Here is an 18,254-nt window from a genome sequence, read left to right as displayed (position 1 = left end):
TGAAAATCCTTCAGCTGAGGTCGCGGTGGCGGACCTGAACGTTCTTGAGTGATTGTTGCAGGACCTGACCCAGACGTTCTGTCAGGTAGACGGAGCGATGATGCCCGCCTGTGCAGCCAATGGCGATGGTGACGTACGAGCGGTTGCTGGCAGCAAAGCGAGGCAGCCATTTGTTGAGGTAGGAGAAAATGTCCTGGAACATCTCTTCGACATCAGGCTGGGCTGCCAGGTATTCGATAACGGGGGCATCGAGGCCCGAATGGTCGCGCAGTTCAGGCTTCCAGTACGGATTGGGCAGGCAGCGCACATCGAATACGACGTCGGCGTCCACAGGCATGCCACGCTTGAAACCGAACGACTCGATCAGGAAGGCGGTACCGGCTTCAGGCCTGTTCAGCAGGCGAAGCTTGAGGGTGTCGCGTAGCTGATAGAGGTTCAGGTGCGTGGTGTTGATCTTGAGATCGGCCAGATCGATGATTGGCCCCAGCAGAGTCGTTTCGTCGTGTATGGCTTCTGCCAATGAACGATTCGCCGTGCTGAGCGGGTGACGACGGCGAGTTTCGGAGAAGCGTTTGAGCAGCGTCGCTTCGTCGGCATCCAGATAGAGCACGTCGCACTGGATATTCAGTGCACGAAGTTCGGCGAGGATCTGCGGGAAGCGCGTCAGGTGGCTCGGGAGGTTACGTGCATCGATGGACACCGCCAGCAGAGGTTCTGCCAGCTCGCTGTTCATCAGCGCACGCTCTGCCAGTTCCGGAAGGAGGCCGGCAGGAACGTTGTCCACGCAATAGAAACCGTTGTCTTCCAGCACATTCAGAGCTGTGCTCTTGCCAGAACCCGAACGACCACTCACGACGATCAGGCGCATGTTCAATGTCCGTTCTGTACGTCCAGTACCACTTGATAAAGCGTTTCACCGCTTTCGGCACTGCGTAGGCGGTCACGCACTTCAGTGCGGTCAAGCATGCTGGCTATCTGGCGCAGCAGCTCCAGGTGTTCATCGGTGGCCGCTTCCGGGACGAGCAGGACAAACAGCAGGTCGACCGGGGCACCATCGATGGCGTCGAAATCGATAGGCGATTCCAGGCGCATGACTGCGCTCACAGGTGTTTCACACCCTGCAAGGCGGCAATGGGGGATGGCAATGCCGTTGCCAAAACCGGTAGATCCCAGTTTTTCGCGGGCAACAAGGCTTTCAAACACACTTTGCTGGTCCATGCTCGGTACTTCTCGACCGATCAGGTTGGCAATTTGTTCGAGTACGCGTTTTTTACTGCCGCCCGACACGTTCACGCATGAACGGCCGGGGGTCAGGATGTTTTCAAGTCGGATCATTGGAATGAGTGTCAGCGAGCTGTCGCACCTTTAAGGATGTTCTGCTGCTTCTCCTTATGCTTGAGCAATTGTCTGTCGAGCTTATCAGTGAGAAGGTCGATGGCCGCGTACATGTCGTCATGTTCGGCGTTGGCTACGACCTCTCCACCATGGATGTGCAGTGTGGCTTCGATCTTCTGTTTGAGCTTCTCGACCGCCAGGGTGACCTGCACGTTAGTAATCTTGTCAAAATGCCCTTCGAGCTTCTTGAGCTTGAGCTCAACGTATTCGCGAAGGGGCTTGGTCACTTCCAGTTGGTGTCCACTGATATTGACTTGCATACAGCTTTCTCCTTTGCCAGTGCATATAGAAGCAGGAGTTCATTCCTGCCGCTGGAACGCTGTGGCTCTGCCTGCATCACATCAGTCGCTTGCGTTCACTCGAAGGTGCGATTCCGAGCGACTCGCGGTACTTGGCAACTGTGCGACGGGCTACTTGAATGCCTTGTGCCTCCAGTAAACCAGCGATCTTGCTATCACTCAACGGCTTTTTCTGATTTTCCGCTGCAACCAGTTTCTTGATGATTGCGCGAATTGCCGTCGAAGAGCATTCCCCGCCTTCGGAGGTGCTGACGTGGCTGGAAAAGAAGTATTTCAGCTCGTAAATACCCCTTGGGGTATGCATGAACTTCTGGGTGGTCACGCGGGAAATTGTCGACTCGTGCATGCCTACGGCTTCGGCGATGTCATGCAGGACGAGCGGCTTCATGGCTTCGTCGCCATACTCGAGAAAACCGCGCTGATGTTCGACGATCTGGGTGGCAACCTTCATCAGGGTTTCGTTGCGGCTCTGCAGGCTCTTGATGAACCAGCGGGCTTCCTGCAACTGATTGCGCATGAAGGTGTTGTCGGCGCTGGTGTCGGCCCGGCGCACAAAACCGGCATATTGCGGGTTGACCCGCAGGCGCGGCACGGATTCCTGATTCAGCTCCACCAGCCAGCGCTCGTTGTCCTTGCGCACGATCACATCGGGCACGACATATTCGGCTTCGGTGGATTCGATCTGCGAGCCGGGGCGCGGGTTGAGGCTCTGGACCAGTTCGATGACCTGGCGCAGTTCGTCTTCCTTGAGCTTCATGCGACGCATGAGCTGGGTGTAGTCGCGACTGCCCAGCAGGTCGATGTAGTCGGTGACCAGGCGCTGGGCTTCGCTCAGCCAGCGGGTCTTGGCCGGTAGCTGGCGCAATTGCAGCAGCAGGCATTCGCTCAGGTTGCGGGCGCCGATACCGGCAGGTTCGAATTGCTGGATACGGTGCAGAACGGCTTCGATCTCGTCGAGTTCGATATCCAGTTCGGGATCGAAGGCTTCGACGATTTCTTCGAGGGTTTCGTCGAGATAGCCCTGGTTATTGATGCAGTCGATCAGGGTGACGGCAATCAGCCGGTCCTTGTCGGACATCGGCGCCACGTTCAATTGCCACAGCAGATGGCTCTGCAGGCTTTCGCCAGCGGACGTGCGGGTGGTGAAGTCCCATTCGTCGTCATCGTTGCTGGGCAGGCTGCTGGCGCTGGTCTGGTAGACATCTTCCCAGGCGGTATCGACGGGCAATTCGTTTGGAATGCGCTCGTTCCATTCGCCCTCTTCCAGGTTGTCCACAGTGGGTGCGGATTCCTGATAGCTGGGTTCCTGGATCTCGGTATTGGGCTTTTGCTCGATGTTGTCGGCCAGAGGGTCGGAGTTGTCGAAGTCTTCGCCTTCCTCCTGGCGTTCCAGCATAGGGTTGGATTCCAGTGCTTCCTGAATCTCTTGCTGGAGGTCCAGGGTCGATAACTGGAGCAAGCGGATAGCCTGTTGCAGCTGCGGTGTCATCGTCAGCTGCTGGCCCATTCTCAAGACTAGCGATGGTTTCATGGCAGGGGCTAAACACCTTATTCGCCGGCGCACATGCGCCATCCACTACAGGGCGCCGAAGCGCCAACTTAAGCAAGTTATATGCCTGAATCTGAAGTGTTTGCCTAGAGCATCATGACAAAAAATGCATTGTCAACAGGATGCTTAGGCAAAGCTCGCATCAAGAGAGCTCACACAGGATCGACTACAGGCGGAACTCGTGGCCGAGGTAGACCTCTTTCACCAGCTGGTTGGCCAGAATGGTTTCCGAGTCGCCTTCGGCAATCAATTGCCCGTCGTTCACGATGTAGGCGGTTTCGCAGATATCCAGGGTTTCGCGCACGTTGTGATCGGTGATCAGCACGCCGATGCCCTTGGCTTTGAGGTGATGAATGATCTGTTTGATATCGCCCACCGAGATGGGGTCTACACCTGCGAAAGGTTCGTCGAGCAGGATGAACTTGGGTGCGGTGGCCAGTGCCCGGGCAATTTCCACGCGGCGGCGCTCACCACCCGAAAGGCTCATGCCCAGGTTGTCGCGGATGTGGGTGATGTGGAATTCCTGAAGCAGGCTTTCCAGCTCCTTGCGACGTGCGGCTGAGTCGAGTTCCTTGCGGGTCTCGAGGATGGCCATGATGTTGTCGGACACGGACAGCTTGCGGAAGATCGAGGCTTCCTGAGGCAGATAGCCAATGCCTGCGCGGGCGCGGCCGTGCATCGGCTGGTGGCTGACATCGAGGTCATCGATCAGGACGCGGCCCTGATCGGCCTGTACCAGACCGACGATCATGTAGAAGCAGGTCGTCTTGCCGGCGCCGTTGGGGCCGAGCAAGCCTACGATCTGACCGCTGTCGATGGACAGGCTTACGTCGCGTACGACCTGACGACTCTTGTAGCTTTTAGCCAGATGCTGGGCTTTAAGCGTCGCCATTTACTGGGCCTTCTGCTGTTCGGTTTTCTTTTTAGGCTGGATGACCATGTCGATCCGTGGGCGCGGTGCAGTCACTTTAGCGCCGCCATTGGCGCGACCTGCGGTGACGACCTGCTTCACAGTGTCATAGACGATCTTCTCGCCTTCGGAGGTGTTGCCGTCGTTGATGACCTTGGCCTTGTCGATCAGTACGATGCGGTCCTGTGCCGCGTAATACTGGATGGTGACGCCATAGGCCTGCACGATCGGCTTGTCTACCGAGGGTTTCTGCTCGTAATAGGCCAGGTTGCCGACGGAGGTGAATACGTCGACTTCGCCCTGTGCGTTACGAGTGATGGTCACGGTATTACCGGTGATCTTCATCGAACCCTGAGTGATGATCACGTTGCCCTTGTAGGTGGCAACGCCTTTCTTGTCATCGAGCTGCGCATCGTCAGACTGGATGTGGATCGGCTGATCGCGATCGGTTGGCAGGGACCAGGCGCTCGCGCTTCCCAGTGCTGCGCCCAGGCCGAGCAAAAAAGGAAGAGTTTTAACGAGACTCATACTGTCCTCTTACGTTGGACAGCAGGTCCATCCTGCCGTCGTTCAAATACGCTTTCATTCCCTTGGCTGTCGTTACACCGCCAGCGGCGTCGATTCTAACCACTTGCTCGGTCTGCGCATATTGCTTCTGTGGGAATACGGTCATACGACTGCTGGTAATGATAGTCGTACGCTGCTTTTCATCGGTACGTGCAACACGTACGGAGTCGATCAGTTCAACTTCGGTGCCGCCCGGCGAAACTTCGCCGCGTTCGCTCTGTACGTGCCACGGGAACAGGGTGCCGCGGTACATGTGCAGGTCGGGTTTGGTCAGCAGGGTGATATCCGTTGCCTTGACGTGTTCGACCTTGTCGGCAGTCATGTCGTATTGCATCTTGCCGTCGGGCAGGTACTGCACGCTATGGGCATTGATGGCGTAATAGTCGATGGCGGTGTCGTCGGTGGCGGCGACAGGCTGATCCATGAAGCTTTCCGGGCTGATGTTCCAGTAGCCGACTGCGGCAAGCAGCAGTGCCAGCACCCCGAAGGTCAGGATCGTGCGTATTTTCTTACTGAACATAGAAAAGGCTTCCATAAGGGCGCATGGCGGGCTGCTTCAATGTTACCCGGCGCGCAGGCGACAAGTCTGGCAGATCGTTGCCCTGGCAGGTGATTTGTTCCTGATTCATAAAGAGCAGAAGAGTAGCCATTACATGACACCCGCTCGCAGCAGGTCCTGCAGGTTGAAGGCGCCGGTCGGGCGGTCATCGGCGTCGACGACGATCAGCGCGCCGATCTTGTGATCTTCCATGATTTTCAGGGCTTCGGCGGCGAGCATGTCTGCGCGGGCCGTCTTGCCATGAAGGGTCATGACTTCATCTATGGTGGTTTCGCGAATGTCGATCGGGCGATCCAGGGTGCGGCGCAGGTCGCCGTCGGTGAAGATCCCGGCCAGCTTGCCGTCGGCGTCGACGATTGCGGTCATGCCCAGGCCCTTGCGGGTCATTTCCAGCAGCGCATCGCGTAGCGGGGTGCCGCGCTGAACCTTGGGCAGGGCGTTGCCAGTGTGCATGACGTTCTCGACTTTGAGCAGCAGGCGTCGGCCCAGTGCGCCGCCGGGGTGCGAGAACGCGAAATCTTCTGCGGTGAAGCCGCGAGCTTCGAGCAATGCAACGGCCAGGGCGTCACCCATGACCAGGGCTGCGGTAGTCGAGGACGTGGGCGCCAGGTTCAGCGGGCAGGCTTCGTGTTCCACCTGGACGTTGAGGTTGACGTCGGCCGCCTTGGCCATGACCGACGTCGGGTTGCCCGTCAGGCTGATCATCTTGATACCCAGGCGCTTGATGAGGGGCAGCAGGGTAACGATTTCATTGGTCGTGCCGGAGTTGGACAGGGCCAGAATGATGTCGTCACGGGTAATCATGCCCATGTCGCCATGGCTGGCTTCGGCGGGATGCACGAAATAAGAGGTCGTGCCGGTGCTGGCCAGGGTTGCGGCGATCTTTCTGCCGATGTGGCCGGACTTGCCCATGCCGACCACTACGACGCGTCCCTTGCTGGCCAGAATCATTTCGCACGCGCGCACGAAATCGCCATCGAGATGGCCGAGCAAGCCTTGTATGGCTTCCATTTCGAGGCGGATGGTTCGTTGCGCGGATTGAGTCAGGTCGCTGGATCGGGTCATATCTTGAATTAGTCGGCTTGCTGAAAGGCGGCGATTATAGCGGTAATGTACGATTCCCTCACGTCTGATCGTCATGGAGTTGTATCTGGGGTGGCTTGTTCAGCCTTTCGGGGTTATTGCAAGGGCTTTTCTCAGGTTTATTTCAGCCTGCACAGGGTGTCTGCAAGGTGCTGTGGGGTATCTAACAAACAGGTTCTCTTCTTGGGTGGCGTGCTGCTGCGGTGATATAGTGCGCGGCTTGTTCGGCTGGCCCGTGCTGTCTGTGTCTCGCGAGAGCAGGCAGGAGAAGGGAGAAGCTGTATCGCAAGGAGTTTAGATGAGCGCCGATGACGCCTACGCGGTCGATTTGAAAGGAGTGTCCTTCAAACGCGGCACGCGCAGCATATTCACTGATGTCGATATTCGTATTCCCAAGGGGAAGGTCACCGGGATCATGGGGCCGTCCGGCTGTGGCAAGACGACCTTGCTTCGGCTCATGGGAGCGCAATTGCGGCCAAGTTCGGGCGAGGTCTGGGTCAATGGCCAGAACCTGCCCGAGCTGTCACGCAGCGACCTGTTCGATGCGCGCAAGAACATGGGTGTCCTGTTCCAGAGCGGCGCCTTGTTCACCGATCTCGATGTTTTCGAGAACGTCGCCTTTCCCTTGCGCGTTCACACCCAGTTACCGGAAGAGATGATCCGCGACATCGTCCTGCTCAAATTGCAGGCAGTGGGCTTGCGCGGCGCGCTCGAGCTGATGCCCGACGAGTTGTCCGGTGGCATGAAGCGTCGCGTGGCGCTTGCCCGTGCGATCGCCCTCGATCCGCAGATTCTCATGTACGACGAACCCTTTGTCGGGCAGGACCCGATAGCCATGGGGGTTCTGGTGCGTCTGATCCGCTTGCTCAACGATGCGCTGGGGATCACCAGTATCGTGGTGTCTCATGATCTTTCCGAGACAGCAAGTATCGCGGACTACCTTTACGTCGTCGGAGACGGACAGGTGTTGGGGCAGGGTACGCCGCAGGAACTGATGTCCTCGGATAATCCGCGCATTCGTCAGTTCATGACCGGCGAGCCGGACGGCCCCGTTCCATTTCACTATCCGGCACCGGATTTTCGTGAAGATCTTTTGGGGAAGCGCTGATGCGCAATAAGTCATTGCTGGACCGTATTCGCCTGTTCGGGCGTTCGGCCATTGATACCGTTGCAGTGCTGGGGCGATCCGGCATCTTTCTGGGCCATGCCTTGCTGGGGCGCGGCGGGATCGGCGGCGGTTTTTCGCTGCTGATCAAACAGTTGTACTCGGTGGGCGTGATGTCTCTGGTCATCATCGTCGTGTCGGGCATTTTCATCGGCATGGTGCTGGCTCTTCAGGGCTTCAGCATCCTGGCCAGATACGGTTCGGAGCAGGCCGTGGGCCAGATGGTCGCATTGACCCTGCTGCGTGAGCTGGGGCCTGTGGTGACAGCGCTGCTGTTTGCCGGGCGTGCCGGTTCCGCACTGACGGCGGAAATCGGCAACATGAAGTCCACCGAGCAGTTGTCCAGCCTTGAAATGATCGGTGTCGACCCTCTCAAGTACATCATTGCACCACGCCTGTGGGCCGGGTTCATTTCCCTGCCGCTGCTGGCGATCATTTTCAGTGTGGTCGGAATCTGGGGTGGCTCGTGGGTCGCAATCGACTGGCTGGGTGTCTATGAAGGCTCCTTCTGGTCGAACATGCAGAGCAGCGTTTCCTTCACCAGTGATGTGCTCAATGGTGTTATCAAAAGTGTCGTCTTTGCCTTCGTGGTGACCTGGATCGCCGTTTTCCAGGGTTATGACTGTGAGCCCACTTCCGAGGGGATCAGCCGTGCCACGACCAAAACCGTTGTATATGCCTCACTGGCAGTGCTGGGCCTCGACTTTATTCTGACCGCCTTGATGTTTGGAGATTTCTGATGCAAAACCGTGCAATCGAAACCGGAGTCGGCCTGTTCCTGCTGGCCGGGATACTGGCTTTGCTATTGCTCGCCCTGCGTGTCAGCGGCTTGAGCGCCAGTGCGACCAATGACAGCTATAAACTTTACGCATACTTCGACAATATCGCCGGTTTGACTGTCAGAGCCAAGGTGAGCATGGCGGGTGTGCCGATCGGCCGGGTAACGGCAATCGATCTGGATCGTGACACCTTTACCGGTCGTGTGACGCTGGAGATCCAGAAAAAGGTGGATAACCTGCCTTCTGACTCCACCGCTTCGATCCTGACCTCCGGTCTGCTCGGTGAAAAATACATTGGTATCAGCGTGGGCGGTGACCAGTCCCTGCTCAAGGACGGCAGCACGATCCATGACACGCAGTCATCGCTTGTGCTGGAAGACCTGATCGGGAAATTCCTGCTCAATACCGTGAGTAAAGAAGCCAAATGAGGAGCTTTAAATGATCTCTATCCTGCGCCGTGGTCTGCTGGTGTTGCTGGCCGTGCTGCCGATGATGGCAAATGCGGCGGCAACTCCGTCCGCTCATGACCTGGTAGATCGCACCACCAAGGAGTTGCTGAGCGATCTGGCCAGCAACAAAGAGCAGTACAAATCCAATCCGAGCGCGTTCTACGATGCCTTGAACCGTATCGTTGGCCCGGTAGTGGATGCTGACGGCATTTCCAGAAGCATCATGACCGTCAAGTACTCGCGCAAGGCCACGCCTGAGCAGATGCAGCGTTTCCAGGAAAACTTCAAGCGCAGCCTGATGCAGTTCTATGGCAATGCGCTGCTGGAGTACAACAACCAGGGCATCATCGTTTCTCCTGCCAAGGATGAGGGTGCTGATCGCACCAGCGTCGATATGCAGGTAAAAGGCAACAACGGCGCGGTTTATCCGGTTTCCTACACCCTTGAGAAAATCAACGGCGAGTGGAAAGTGCGTAACGTGATCATCAATGGCATCAACATCGGCAAGCTGTTCCGTGACCAGTTCGCCGATGCCATGCAGCGTAATGGCAACGACCTGGACAAGACCATCGATGGCTGGGCGGGTGAAGTCGCCAAGGCCAAGGAAGTGACGACCGAAGCTGCGCAGAAGTCTGCGCAATGAGTGAGTCTGCCGTACGCTTTGGCTCGCCCGGGCAATTGCAGCTGACGGGCGTGCTGGATTACCGTAGCGGGCCGCAACTGCGCAAGCAGGGCGCGGCCCTCATCAAGTCCAGCGATGCACCGAGCCTGATTCTGGACTGCTCCGGTGTGGTGAAGTCCAGCAGCGTCGGGCTGGCCCTGCTGCTGGCGTTCATGCGTGATGCCAGTGATGCGGGCAAGTCGGTCAGCGTGCAGTCATTGCCCGAGGACATGCGGGAAATTGCCCGTGTATCCGGCTTGAGCGAGCTTTTGGATAGTCATTAATAGCGGTTATCGGGAAAGCCCTTTGTCTGGCACCCCTTCGTTGGGGTTCGCATAGCATGGGCTTTTTTGTATGATGGCCGACCCGCGCGCGTAGGGCGCCGATCGAGGTTAAGCATGCAGGCTGTAGAAGTTAAGACCTTCCTTGAAGGAAAGCTGCCCGAAATCCAGGTGGAAGTTGAAGGCCAAGGCTGCAATTTCCAGCTGAACATCATCAGTGACGAGATGGCCAGCCTGAGCCCCGTCAAGCGTCAGCAAAACATCTATGCCCATTTGAACCCTTGGATTGCCGATGGCAGCATCCACGCGGTCACTATGAAATTTTTCAGCCGCGCTGCCTGGGCCGAGCGCACCTGAGCCAATTGGTGTCGAGATTCTAATGGATAAATTGATTATTACCGGTGGTGTTCGTCTTGATGGCGAAATCCGCATTTCCGGGGCAAAGAACTCTGCCCTGCCGATTCTCTCGGCTACGCTGCTGGCCGATGGCCCGGTAGTCGTTCAGAACCTGCCGCACCTGCACGACATCACCACCATGATCGAGCTGTTCGGTCGTATGGGCATCGAGCCTGTGATCGACGAGAAACTCAGCGTCGAAATCGACCCGCGCACCATCAAGACCCTGGTCGCGCCGTACGAACTGGTTAAAACCATGCGTGCGTCGATTCTGGTTCTGGGCCCGATGGTTGCCCGTTTCGGTGAGGCCGAAGTCGCACTGCCTGGCGGTTGCGCCATCGGTTCGCGTCCGGTCGACCTGCACATCCGTGGCCTTGAAGCCATGGGCGCGATCATCGATGTCGAAGGTGGCTACATCAAGGCCAAGGCCCCTGAAGGCGGCCTGCGTGGTGCCAACTTCTTCTTCGATACCGTGAGCGTGACCGGTACCGAGAACATCATGATGGCTGCCAGCCTGGCAAACGGTCGCAGCGTTCTGCAGAATGCCGCCCGCGAGCCTGAAGTCGTCGATCTGGCGAACTTCCTGATCGCCATGGGTGCGAAAATCCAGGGCGCCGGTACCGACACCATCACCATCGACGGTGTGAAGCGTCTGGGTCCTGCGACCTACAAGGTCATGCCTGACCGCATCGAGACCGGCACCTACCTGGTTGCCGCTGCTGCCACCGGTGGCCGCGTCAAGGTCAAGGACACCGATCCGACCATCCTCGAAGCGGTATTGCTCAAGCTCCAGGAAGCCGGTGCAGAAATCACCAGCGGCGAAGACTGGATCGAGCTGGACATGCACGGCAAGCGCCCCAAGGCGGTCAACGTGCGTACCGCGCCTTACCCGGCGTTCCCGACCGACATGCAGGCGCAGTTCATCTCGCTCAACGCAATCGCGGAAGGCACTGGCGCAGTGATCGAAACCATCTTTGAAAACCGCTTCATGCATGTCTATGAAATGCATCGCATGGGCGCACAAATCCAGGTGGAAGGTAATACGGCAATCGTGACCGGTACCGAAGTGCTCAAGGGCGCGCCTGTGATGGCGACCGACCTGCGTGCATCGGCCAGTCTGGTGATCTCGGCGCTGGTTGCCCAGGGCGATACCCTGATCGATCGCATCTACCACATCGACCGTGGCTACGAGTGCATCGAAGAGAAACTGCAAATGCTGGGTGCCAAGATCCGTCGCGTTCCGGGCTAGCAGCATGGGGCTCCACTGCCTTCCGGGCAGTGGAGCCCGCAGTGTGATTTTCTGATTCGTTTCACCTTGAGCCCGTCATGTCGGGCTCAAGTGTTGTTTCGGGCCGTCTGCCCGGAGCAAAAGTTTCCTGATAAGGACTTACGTTTTCCATGTTGACCATCGCACTGTCCAAGGGCCGTATCCTCGACGATACACTGCCGCTTCTTGCCGAAGCGGGCATTGTGCCAACCGAGAATCCGGACAAGAGCCGCAAGCTGATCATCCCCACGACTCAGGACGACGTGCGTCTGCTGATCGTGCGCGCTACCGATGTGCCGACCTATGTCGAGCATGGCGCTGCCGATCTGGGTGTCGCGGGCAAGGATGTGTTGATGGAGTACAGCGGCCAGGGGCTTTATGAGCCGCTGGATCTGCAGATTGCCCAGTGCAAGCTCATGACCGCTGGAGCCATTGGTGCTGCCGAGCCCAAAGGCCGTCTGCGTGTGGCGACCAAGTTCGTGAATGTTGCCAAGCGCTATTACGCCGAGCAGGGCCGTCAGGTCGATATCATCAAGCTGTATGGCTCGATGGAGCTGGCACCGCTGATCGGTCTGGCCGACAAGATCATCGACGTGGTCGACACCGGCAATACATTGCGTGCCAACGGTCTCGAGCCTCAGGAACTGATCGCTACCATCAGTTCGCGTCTGGTGGTGAACAAGGCTTCCATGAAAATGCAGCATGCGCGCATCCAGGCGCTCATCGACACTCTGCGCAAGGCAGTAGAGTCGCGACACCGCGGCTGATCGATTACGCGGCCTTCGAGTCGCGTCCAGCTATCCGTGTCATAGCCAAATTTCTCAGGTGCCTGCGCGGATAGCTTGGTAGCTTATGGCACCTGAGCATCCGCCACTTATTGAGATATCGCTATGACCACTCCCACTGCAATACGCCGACTCGATGCTGCTGATCCGGATTTCGCACGACATCTGGATCATCTGCTGAGCTGGGAAAGTGTGTCTGACGATTCGGTCAACCAGCGTGTGCTCGACATCATCAAGGCGGTGCGTGAGCGTGGTGACGCGGCCCTGGTCGAGTTCACCCAGCGTTTCGATGGCCTGCAAGTGGCGTCGATGGCTGACCTGATCCTGCCTCGCGAGCGCCTGGAGCTGGCGCTGACACGCATTTCACCTGCCCAGCGTCAGGCGCTGGAAACGGCTGCCGCTCGCGTGCGCAGCTACCACGAAAAACAGAAGCAGGACTCCTGGAGCTACACCGAAGCCGACGGCACGGTGCTTGGCCAGAAAGTCACGCCGCTGGACCGTGCAGGTCTGTACGTTCCGGGTGGCAAGGCTTCTTATCCTTCGTCGGTCCTGATGAATGCCATTCCGGCGAAAGTGGCCGGCGTGACTGAAGTGGTCATGGTCGTGCCGACGCCGCGTGGCGAGATCAACGAACTGGTGCTGGCTGCTGCCTGCATCGCGGGTGTCGATCGCGTCTTCACCATTGGTGGCGCACAGGCCGTAGCCGCGCTGGCATATGGCACTGAAAGCGTGCCACAGGTCGATAAAGTGGTTGGCCCTGGCAACATTTATGTCGCCACTGCCAAGCGCCATGTATTCGGTCAGGTCGGGATCGACATGATTGCCGGCCCCTCGGAAATCCTTGTAGTGTGCGACGGCCAGACCGATCCGGACTGGATTGCCATGGACCTGTTCTCCCAGGCCGAGCACGACGAAGATGCCCAGGCGATTCTGGTCAGCCCCGATGCCGAGTTCCTCGACAAGGTGGCTGCCAGCATCACCCGATTGCTGCCGACCATGGAGCGTGCTGCCATCGTCGAAACCTCGATCAATGGCCGTGGCGCCCTGATCAAGGTGGCTGATATGCAGCAGGCCATCGATGTCGCCAACCGCATCGCGCCGGAGCACCTTGAGCTGTCGGTCGCCGATCCTGAAGCCTGGTTGCCGCAGATTCGCCACGCCGGTGCGATTTTCATGGGGCGTCACACCTCCGAGGCGCTGGGCGATTACTGTGCCGGTCCGAACCATGTATTGCCGACTTCCGGCACTGCGCGTTTTTCTTCGCCGCTGGGCGTCTATGACTTCCAGAAGCGCTCATCGATCATCTACTGCTCGCCGCAAGGTGCCTCCGAACTGGGCAAGACCGCTTCGGTCCTGGCTCGTGGCGAATCGTTGACCGGCCATGCTCGCAGTGCCGAGTACCGGATCACGGATACCAACTGGAGTGCGGGCAGCACAGAGGAAGGCAAGCAATGAGTAAATTCTGGAGTCCTTTCGTCAGCAGTCTGGTGCCTTATGTACCGGGTGAGCAGCCGAAGCTGACCAAACTGGTCAAGCTCAACACCAACGAAAACCCTTACGGGCCTTCGCCCAAGGCGCTTGAGGCAATGCGTGCGGCATTGACCGATGATCTGCGTCTGTATCCGGACCCCAACAGCGACCTGCTCAAGCAGGCCGTGGCCGGGTATTACGGTGTGCAGGCCAGTCAGGTGTTCCTGGGCAATGGCTCCGACGAAGTGCTGGCGCACATCTTTCATGCGCTGTTCCAGCACGACAAGCCACTGCTGTTCCCGGATATCAGCTACAGCTTCTATCCGGTGTACTGCGGCCTGTACGGCATTGACTATGAAGCTGTCGCACTGGACGAGCAGTTCCAGATTCGCGTAGCTGATTATGCCAAGCCGAATGCGGGGATCATCTTCCCGAACCCGAACGCACCCACCGGCTGTCTGCTGCCGCTGGAAGCGGTAGAGCAGATCGTCAAGGCCAGTCCGGATTCGGTCGTGGTGGTCGATGAGGCGTATGTCGACTTCGGCGGCGAGACGGCGATAGCCCTGGTGGATCGTTATCCGAACCTGCTGGTGACCCAGACTCTCTCCAAATCCCGTTCTCTGGCCGGATTGCGGGTCGGGTTTGCGGTAGGGCATCCGGATCTGATCGAGGCGCTGGAGCGGGTCAAGAACAGCTTCAACTCTTACCCGCTGGATCGTCTGGCGATTGTCGGTGCGACTGCTGCCTTTGAAGACCGTGAGTACTTCGATACCACTCGTAATGCGGTAATCGCCAGCCGCGAGGCATTGGTCGAGAAGCTGGAAGGGCTTGGCTTTGAAGTGTTGCCTTCGGCGGCCAACTTCATCTTTGCCCGTCACCCGAAACATGATGCTGCAGGTCTGGCGGCGAAGCTGCGCGAGCAGGGCGTTATCGTGCGTCACTTCAAGCAGGAGCGGATTGCCCAGTTCCTGCGGATCAGCATCGGTACGGCTGAGCAGAATCATGCGTTGCTGGATGGGTTGAGCGGGATCTGATCCTTTCGCGAATGAATTCGCTCCCACGGGCGAATTCATTCGCGAAGAACGTCTTACTGTTCTTTCACCGCCGGCGCAGGGGCCGGTGGCGGTCGCAGGCCGACCTCGGCGCTCAGGCGCAACTCCTTGCCATTGCGCATGACATCAATCGCAACCTTGTCCTTGGGCTTGGTGCGCGCCACCTGATTCATTGAACGTCGGCCATCACCTGCCGGTTCGCCATTGATGCTCAGGATCACATCCCCCAGTTGCAGGCCGGCTTTCTGTGCCGGGCCATCGCGGAAGATTCCGGCAACCACAATTCCCGGACGATCCTTCAGGCCGAACGAATCCGCCAGTTCCTGGGTCAGGGGTTGAACTTCGATACCCAGCCAGCCACGAATGACCTGGCCGTGTTCGATGATCGACTTCATCACATCCATCGCCAGTTTGGTCGGGATCGCAAAGCCGATGCCCTGGGAACCGCCCGACTTGGAGAAGATCGCGGTATTGATGCCGGTCAGGTTGCCGGAAGCATCCACCAGCGCGCCGCCCGAGTTGCCGGGGTTGATGGCAGCGTCGGTCTGGATGAAGTCTTCGTAGGTGTTGAGGCCCAACTGGTTGCGGCCGGTCGCACTGATGATGCCCATGGTGACGGTCTGGCCGACACCGAACGGGTTGCCGATGGCCAGCGCCACATCGCCGATACGGATACCGTCGGAGCGTGCAATGGTGATCGATGGCAGGTTTTTCAGGTCGATCTTCAGTACCGCCAGATCGGTTTCAGGATCGTTGCCGATCACCCGTGCGATGGTTTCGCGGCCGTCCTTGAGGGCGACCACGATCTGGTCGGCACCGGTGGTGACGTGGTTGTTGGTCAGCAGGTAGCCTTCGGGGCTCATGATCACGCCGGAACCGAGGCTCGATTCCATGCGTTTCTGCTTGGGAGCGTTATCGCCGAAGAACCTTCTGAACTGAGGATCCTCGAACATGGTGGGGTTGTTGCCCTTGTTCACCATCTTGGTGGTGTAGAGATTGACCACTGCTGGCGCAGCGGCACTCACTGCATCGGCATACGACGACGGCCCCTGCATCACCACGGTGGTCTTGGGAGCCTGTTGCAGGTTTACATCACGGCTGGGCAGCCCGACCCATTCCGGGTAACGCTGGATAATCAGCATGGCGATGAGCACGCCAGCCAGCAATGGCCAGCCGAAAAAGCGCAGTGCCTTTAACATTGAGCAAGTCCTGATAGTGACAGGCGCAAAGAATTTTCCACGAGTGCGCCATAATGGCGGGCATTATACGAGCACAAGGCAGCTCTGAACTGCATATTTAGGAGTCTTTTATGGCCGTTGCCCTCAGTACCCTGGTCGAAGAGGCCGACCGCTATCTCAACAGTGCCCGCATTCAGGATTACTGCCCCAATGGTTTGCAGGTCGAAGGCCGGCCGCAGATCATGCGCATCGTCAGTGGCGTGACGGCCAGCCAGGCTTTGCTGGACGCCGCTGTCGAAGCCCAGGCCGACCTGATCCTGGTTCATCATGGCTATTTCTGGAAGGGCGAGAATCCTTGTGTCGTCGGGATGAAGCAGCGTCGCCTGAAGACATTGCTCAAGCACGACATCAGCCTGTTGGCCTATCACTTGCCTCTGGATGTGCACCCGGATGTGGGCAATAACGTGCAACTGGCTCGTCAGCTGGATATTACGGTCGAAGGGCCGCTGGACCCCGAGAATCCCAAGGTGGTCGGTCTGGTGGGTTCTCTTTCCGAGCCGATGACGCCTCGTGATTTTGCCCGTCGCGTGCAGGACGCTCTGGGGCGTGAACCCCTGTTGATCGAAGGCAGCCAGATGATCCGGCGTGTCGGCTGGTGCAGCGGTGGTGGCCAGGGTTACATCGATCAGGCCGTGCTTGAAGGCGTGGATCTGTTTCTCAGTGGCGAAGCCTCGGAGCAGACCTTTCACAGTGCCCGCGAGAACGACATCAGCTTTATCGCAGCCGGGCACCATGCGACCGAGCGCTACGGCGTTCAGGCGCTGGGTGACTATCTGGCGAGACGTTTTGCCCTGGAGCATATTTTCATCGATTGCCCGAATCCGATCTGAAAGGTCCAAACGCCGAGCTATATGGATAGATCGTTTCGATCTATCCGGCGCGCTGATTATGCGGTATGCCTCATGATAAAGTGCGCGGCTCGAATACGGCCCGCTGGCCGCCCGGGGGGATTTTTCCCGGCCCACAACGATTGCACTCCGTGAGTAACCATGGTTGACAAACTGACGCATCTGAAACAGCTGGAGGCGGAAAGCATCCACATCATCCGCGAGGTCGCCGCCGAGTTCGACAACCCGGTCATGTTGTACTCGATCGGCAAGGACTCTGCCGTGATGCTGCATCTGGCGCGCAAGGCCTTCTTCCCAGGCAAGCTGCCGTTCCCGGTCATGCACGTCGATACCCGCTGGAAATTCCAGGAAATGTATCGCTTCCGCGACAAGATGGTCGAGGAAATGGGCCTGGACCTGATCACCCACGTCAACCCGGATGGCGTTGCGCAGGGCATCAACCCGTTCACCCACGGCAGCGCCAAGCACACCGATATCATGAAGACCGAGGGCCTGAAGCAGGCACTGGACAAGCATGGTTTCGACGCAGCTTTCGGCGGCGCGCGGCGCGACGAGGAAAAATCCCGTGCCAAGGAACGTGTCTACTCGTTTCGCGACAGCAAGCACCGCTGGGACCCGAAGAACCAGCGTCCCGAGCTGTGGAACGTCTATAACGGCAACGTCAACAAAGGCGAGTCGATCCGTGTGTTCCCGCTGTCGAACTGGACCGAGCTGGACATCTGGCAGTACATCTACCTCGAAGGCATCCCGATCGTGCCGCTGTATTTCGCCGCCGAACGCGACGTCATCGAGAAGAACGGCACCCTGATCATGATCGACGACGATCGCATCCTCGAGCACCTTACCGACGAGGAAAAAGCCCGCATCGTCAAAAAGAAAGTGCGCTTCCGTACCCTTGGCTGCTACCCGCTGACCGGTGCCGTCGAATCCGAAGCCACGAGCCTGACCGACATCATCCAGGAAATGCTCCTGACACGAACTTCCGAACGCCAGGGCCGGGTCATCGACCACGACGGCGCAGGCTCGATGGAAGAAAAGAAACGTCAGGGGTATTTCTAAGCTTCAAGTTACAAGCGGCAAGCTGCAAGTTGGAAGCACATTGCGTAGCTTCAGGGTTTTGCAGGTTGCCGCCCTTTGTGGGCGTATGTGAGCGCTCCCAATGGATTTTGAGAAGCTGGTTGTTTGGCAAAGAAGCAAGGATCTGGCAGTTGCGGTGTACAGAGGGTTTCATACGTGCAGGGATTTTGGTTTCAAGGACCAGATCACACGTTCGGCGCTCTCTGTACCGTCGAATATCGCTGAAGGCATGGAACGTGGAACTGCCAAGGAAAAGGCGCGGTTTCTATGGATTGCCAAAGCCTCCTGTGGTGAGTTGCGTACGCAAATCATCATTGGGGAAGAGATAGGGTACTTGCCCAGTTCTTTGTCGAGTGACTGGATTACTGAGACTCGTGAGCTTTCAAGAATGCTGAGCGGGTTGATCAACAAAATTTCTGACTAG

Annotated in this window: 22 protein-coding genes; 13 read left to right on the top strand and 9 right to left on the bottom strand. The window is 58.1% G+C overall.

Going from position 1 to position 18,254, the window contains the following annotated elements:
* Positions 1-10: 10 nt before the first annotated feature.
* The 8 genes from rapZ to KQP88_RS20210 form a co-directional block, all read right to left on the bottom strand.
* Complete coding sequence (gene rapZ / locus KQP88_RS20245) at positions 11-868, bottom strand: RNase adapter RapZ (protein WP_200994624.1); 858 nt, start codon at positions 866-868, stop codon at positions 11-13.
* A 2-nt stretch (positions 869-870) separates the two neighbouring features.
* The gene (ptsN, locus tag KQP88_RS20240) at positions 871-1,335 is read right to left on the bottom strand and encodes a PTS IIA-like nitrogen regulatory protein PtsN (protein ID WP_025261780.1); all 465 of its coding nucleotides are present in this window, start codon (positions 1,333-1,335) and stop codon (positions 871-873) included.
* 11 nt (positions 1,336-1,346) lie between these two features.
* Positions 1,347-1,655 (bottom strand): ribosome hibernation-promoting factor, HPF/YfiA family, encoded by a 309-nt coding sequence (gene hpf / locus KQP88_RS20235; protein WP_025261779.1) that lies wholly within the window; start codon positions 1,653-1,655, stop codon positions 1,347-1,349.
* A gap of 76 nt (positions 1,656-1,731) precedes the next feature.
* Positions 1,732-3,225: an RNA polymerase factor sigma-54 gene (locus tag KQP88_RS20230; protein ID WP_025261778.1), complete on the bottom strand. Its 1,494-nt coding sequence runs from the start codon at positions 3,223-3,225 to the stop codon at positions 1,732-1,734.
* Between the two features lie 184 nt (positions 3,226-3,409).
* Positions 3,410-4,135 carry an LPS export ABC transporter ATP-binding protein gene (gene lptB, locus KQP88_RS20225; RefSeq protein ID WP_200994622.1) on the bottom strand — a complete coding sequence of 242 codons (726 nt, stop codon included), beginning with the start codon at positions 4,133-4,135 and terminating at the stop codon, positions 3,410-3,412.
* Positions 4,136-4,681, bottom strand: coding sequence for a lipopolysaccharide transport periplasmic protein LptA (gene lptA, locus KQP88_RS20220; RefSeq protein ID WP_025261776.1), 546 nt, complete (start codon positions 4,679-4,681; stop codon positions 4,136-4,138). It abuts the gene before it with no gap.
* Positions 4,668-5,240 carry an LPS export ABC transporter periplasmic protein LptC gene (gene lptC, locus KQP88_RS20215; protein ID WP_025261775.1) on the bottom strand — a complete coding sequence of 191 codons (573 nt, stop codon included), beginning with the start codon at positions 5,238-5,240 and terminating at the stop codon, positions 4,668-4,670. Before lptC ends, lptA begins: the two co-directional genes overlap by 14 nt.
* Positions 5,241-5,369: 129 nt before the next feature.
* Positions 5,370-6,344, bottom strand: a complete 975-nt coding sequence (locus KQP88_RS20210) for a KpsF/GutQ family sugar-phosphate isomerase (RefSeq protein ID WP_216704013.1) — start codon at positions 6,342-6,344, stop codon at positions 5,370-5,372.
* A 316-nt stretch (positions 6,345-6,660) separates the two neighbouring features.
* Here KQP88_RS20210 and KQP88_RS20205 point away from each other — a divergent pair, with 316 nt between their 5' ends.
* The 10 genes from KQP88_RS20205 to hisC all read left to right on the top strand — a co-directional run bounded on the left by KQP88_RS20205 (position 6,661) and on the right by hisC (position 14,649).
* Positions 6,661-7,470, top strand: coding sequence for an ATP-binding cassette domain-containing protein (locus KQP88_RS20205; RefSeq protein ID WP_025261773.1), 810 nt, complete (start codon positions 6,661-6,663; stop codon positions 7,468-7,470).
* On the top strand, positions 7,470-8,267 hold the full coding sequence (mlaE, locus tag KQP88_RS20200; protein WP_025261772.1) for a lipid asymmetry maintenance ABC transporter permease subunit MlaE: 798 nt from the start codon (positions 7,470-7,472) through the stop codon (positions 8,265-8,267). The genes KQP88_RS20205 and mlaE overlap by 1 nt, the downstream gene beginning before the upstream one ends.
* Positions 8,267-8,734: an outer membrane lipid asymmetry maintenance protein MlaD gene (mlaD, locus tag KQP88_RS20195; protein ID WP_025261771.1), complete on the top strand. Its 468-nt coding sequence runs from the start codon at positions 8,267-8,269 to the stop codon at positions 8,732-8,734. The genes mlaE and mlaD overlap by 1 nt, the downstream gene beginning before the upstream one ends.
* Positions 8,735-8,744: 10 nt before the next feature.
* Positions 8,745-9,398, top strand: coding sequence for an MlaC/ttg2D family ABC transporter substrate-binding protein (locus KQP88_RS20190; protein WP_025261770.1), 654 nt, complete (start codon positions 8,745-8,747; stop codon positions 9,396-9,398).
* Complete coding sequence (locus tag KQP88_RS20185; RefSeq protein ID WP_200994619.1) at positions 9,395-9,700, top strand: STAS domain-containing protein; 306 nt, start codon at positions 9,395-9,397, stop codon at positions 9,698-9,700. Before KQP88_RS20190 ends, KQP88_RS20185 begins: the two co-directional genes overlap by 4 nt.
* 114 nt (positions 9,701-9,814) lie before the next feature.
* Entirely contained in the window at positions 9,815-10,054 is a 240-nt protein-coding gene (locus tag KQP88_RS20180) for a BolA family protein (protein ID WP_200994618.1), read from the top strand.
* Positions 10,055-10,076: 22 nt separating this feature from the next.
* Positions 10,077-11,342, top strand: coding sequence for a UDP-N-acetylglucosamine 1-carboxyvinyltransferase (gene murA, locus KQP88_RS20175; protein WP_200994617.1), 1,266 nt, complete (start codon positions 10,077-10,079; stop codon positions 11,340-11,342).
* A gap of 149 nt (positions 11,343-11,491) precedes the next feature.
* Positions 11,492-12,127, top strand: a complete 636-nt coding sequence (gene hisG, locus KQP88_RS20170; RefSeq protein WP_025261766.1) for an ATP phosphoribosyltransferase — start codon at positions 11,492-11,494, stop codon at positions 12,125-12,127.
* A 123-nt stretch (positions 12,128-12,250) separates the two neighbouring features.
* Positions 12,251-13,600: a histidinol dehydrogenase gene (gene hisD / locus KQP88_RS20165; protein WP_216704012.1), complete on the top strand. Its 1,350-nt coding sequence runs from the start codon at positions 12,251-12,253 to the stop codon at positions 13,598-13,600.
* On the top strand, positions 13,597-14,649 hold the full coding sequence (gene hisC, locus KQP88_RS20160) for a histidinol-phosphate transaminase (protein ID WP_216704011.1): 1,053 nt from the start codon (positions 13,597-13,599) through the stop codon (positions 14,647-14,649). Before hisD ends, hisC begins: the two co-directional genes overlap by 4 nt.
* Positions 14,650-14,702: 53 nt before the next feature.
* Here hisC and algW read toward each other — a convergent pair whose 3' ends face one another.
* A complete protein-coding gene (gene algW / locus KQP88_RS20155) occupies positions 14,703-15,866 on the bottom strand; it encodes a Do family serine endopeptidase AlgW (RefSeq protein ID WP_198723701.1) in 1,164 nt (387 codons plus the stop codon).
* A gap of 110 nt (positions 15,867-15,976) precedes the next feature.
* On the opposite strand from algW, the gene KQP88_RS20150 reads away from it, so the two are divergent.
* The 3 genes from KQP88_RS20150 to KQP88_RS20140 all read left to right on the top strand — a co-directional run bounded on the left by KQP88_RS20150 (position 15,977) and on the right by KQP88_RS20140 (position 18,254).
* Positions 15,977-16,735 (top strand): Nif3-like dinuclear metal center hexameric protein, encoded by a 759-nt coding sequence (locus KQP88_RS20150; protein ID WP_025261762.1) that lies wholly within the window; start codon positions 15,977-15,979, stop codon positions 16,733-16,735.
* A gap of 159 nt (positions 16,736-16,894) precedes the next feature.
* Entirely contained in the window at positions 16,895-17,812 is a 918-nt protein-coding gene (cysD, locus tag KQP88_RS20145; RefSeq protein WP_025261761.1) for a sulfate adenylyltransferase subunit CysD, read from the top strand.
* A gap of 100 nt (positions 17,813-17,912) precedes the next feature.
* Entirely contained in the window at positions 17,913-18,254 is a 342-nt protein-coding gene (locus tag KQP88_RS20140; RefSeq protein WP_216704010.1) for a four helix bundle protein, read from the top strand.

Origin of the sequence: Pseudomonas lijiangensis (genome assembly GCF_018968705.1) — a bacterium.
Lineage (GTDB): Bacteria > Pseudomonadota > Gammaproteobacteria > Pseudomonadales > Pseudomonadaceae > Aquipseudomonas > Aquipseudomonas lijiangensis.
Note: the sequence above shows the minus strand (reverse complement) of the source record. Positions and strands in the feature narration are given on the sequence as shown.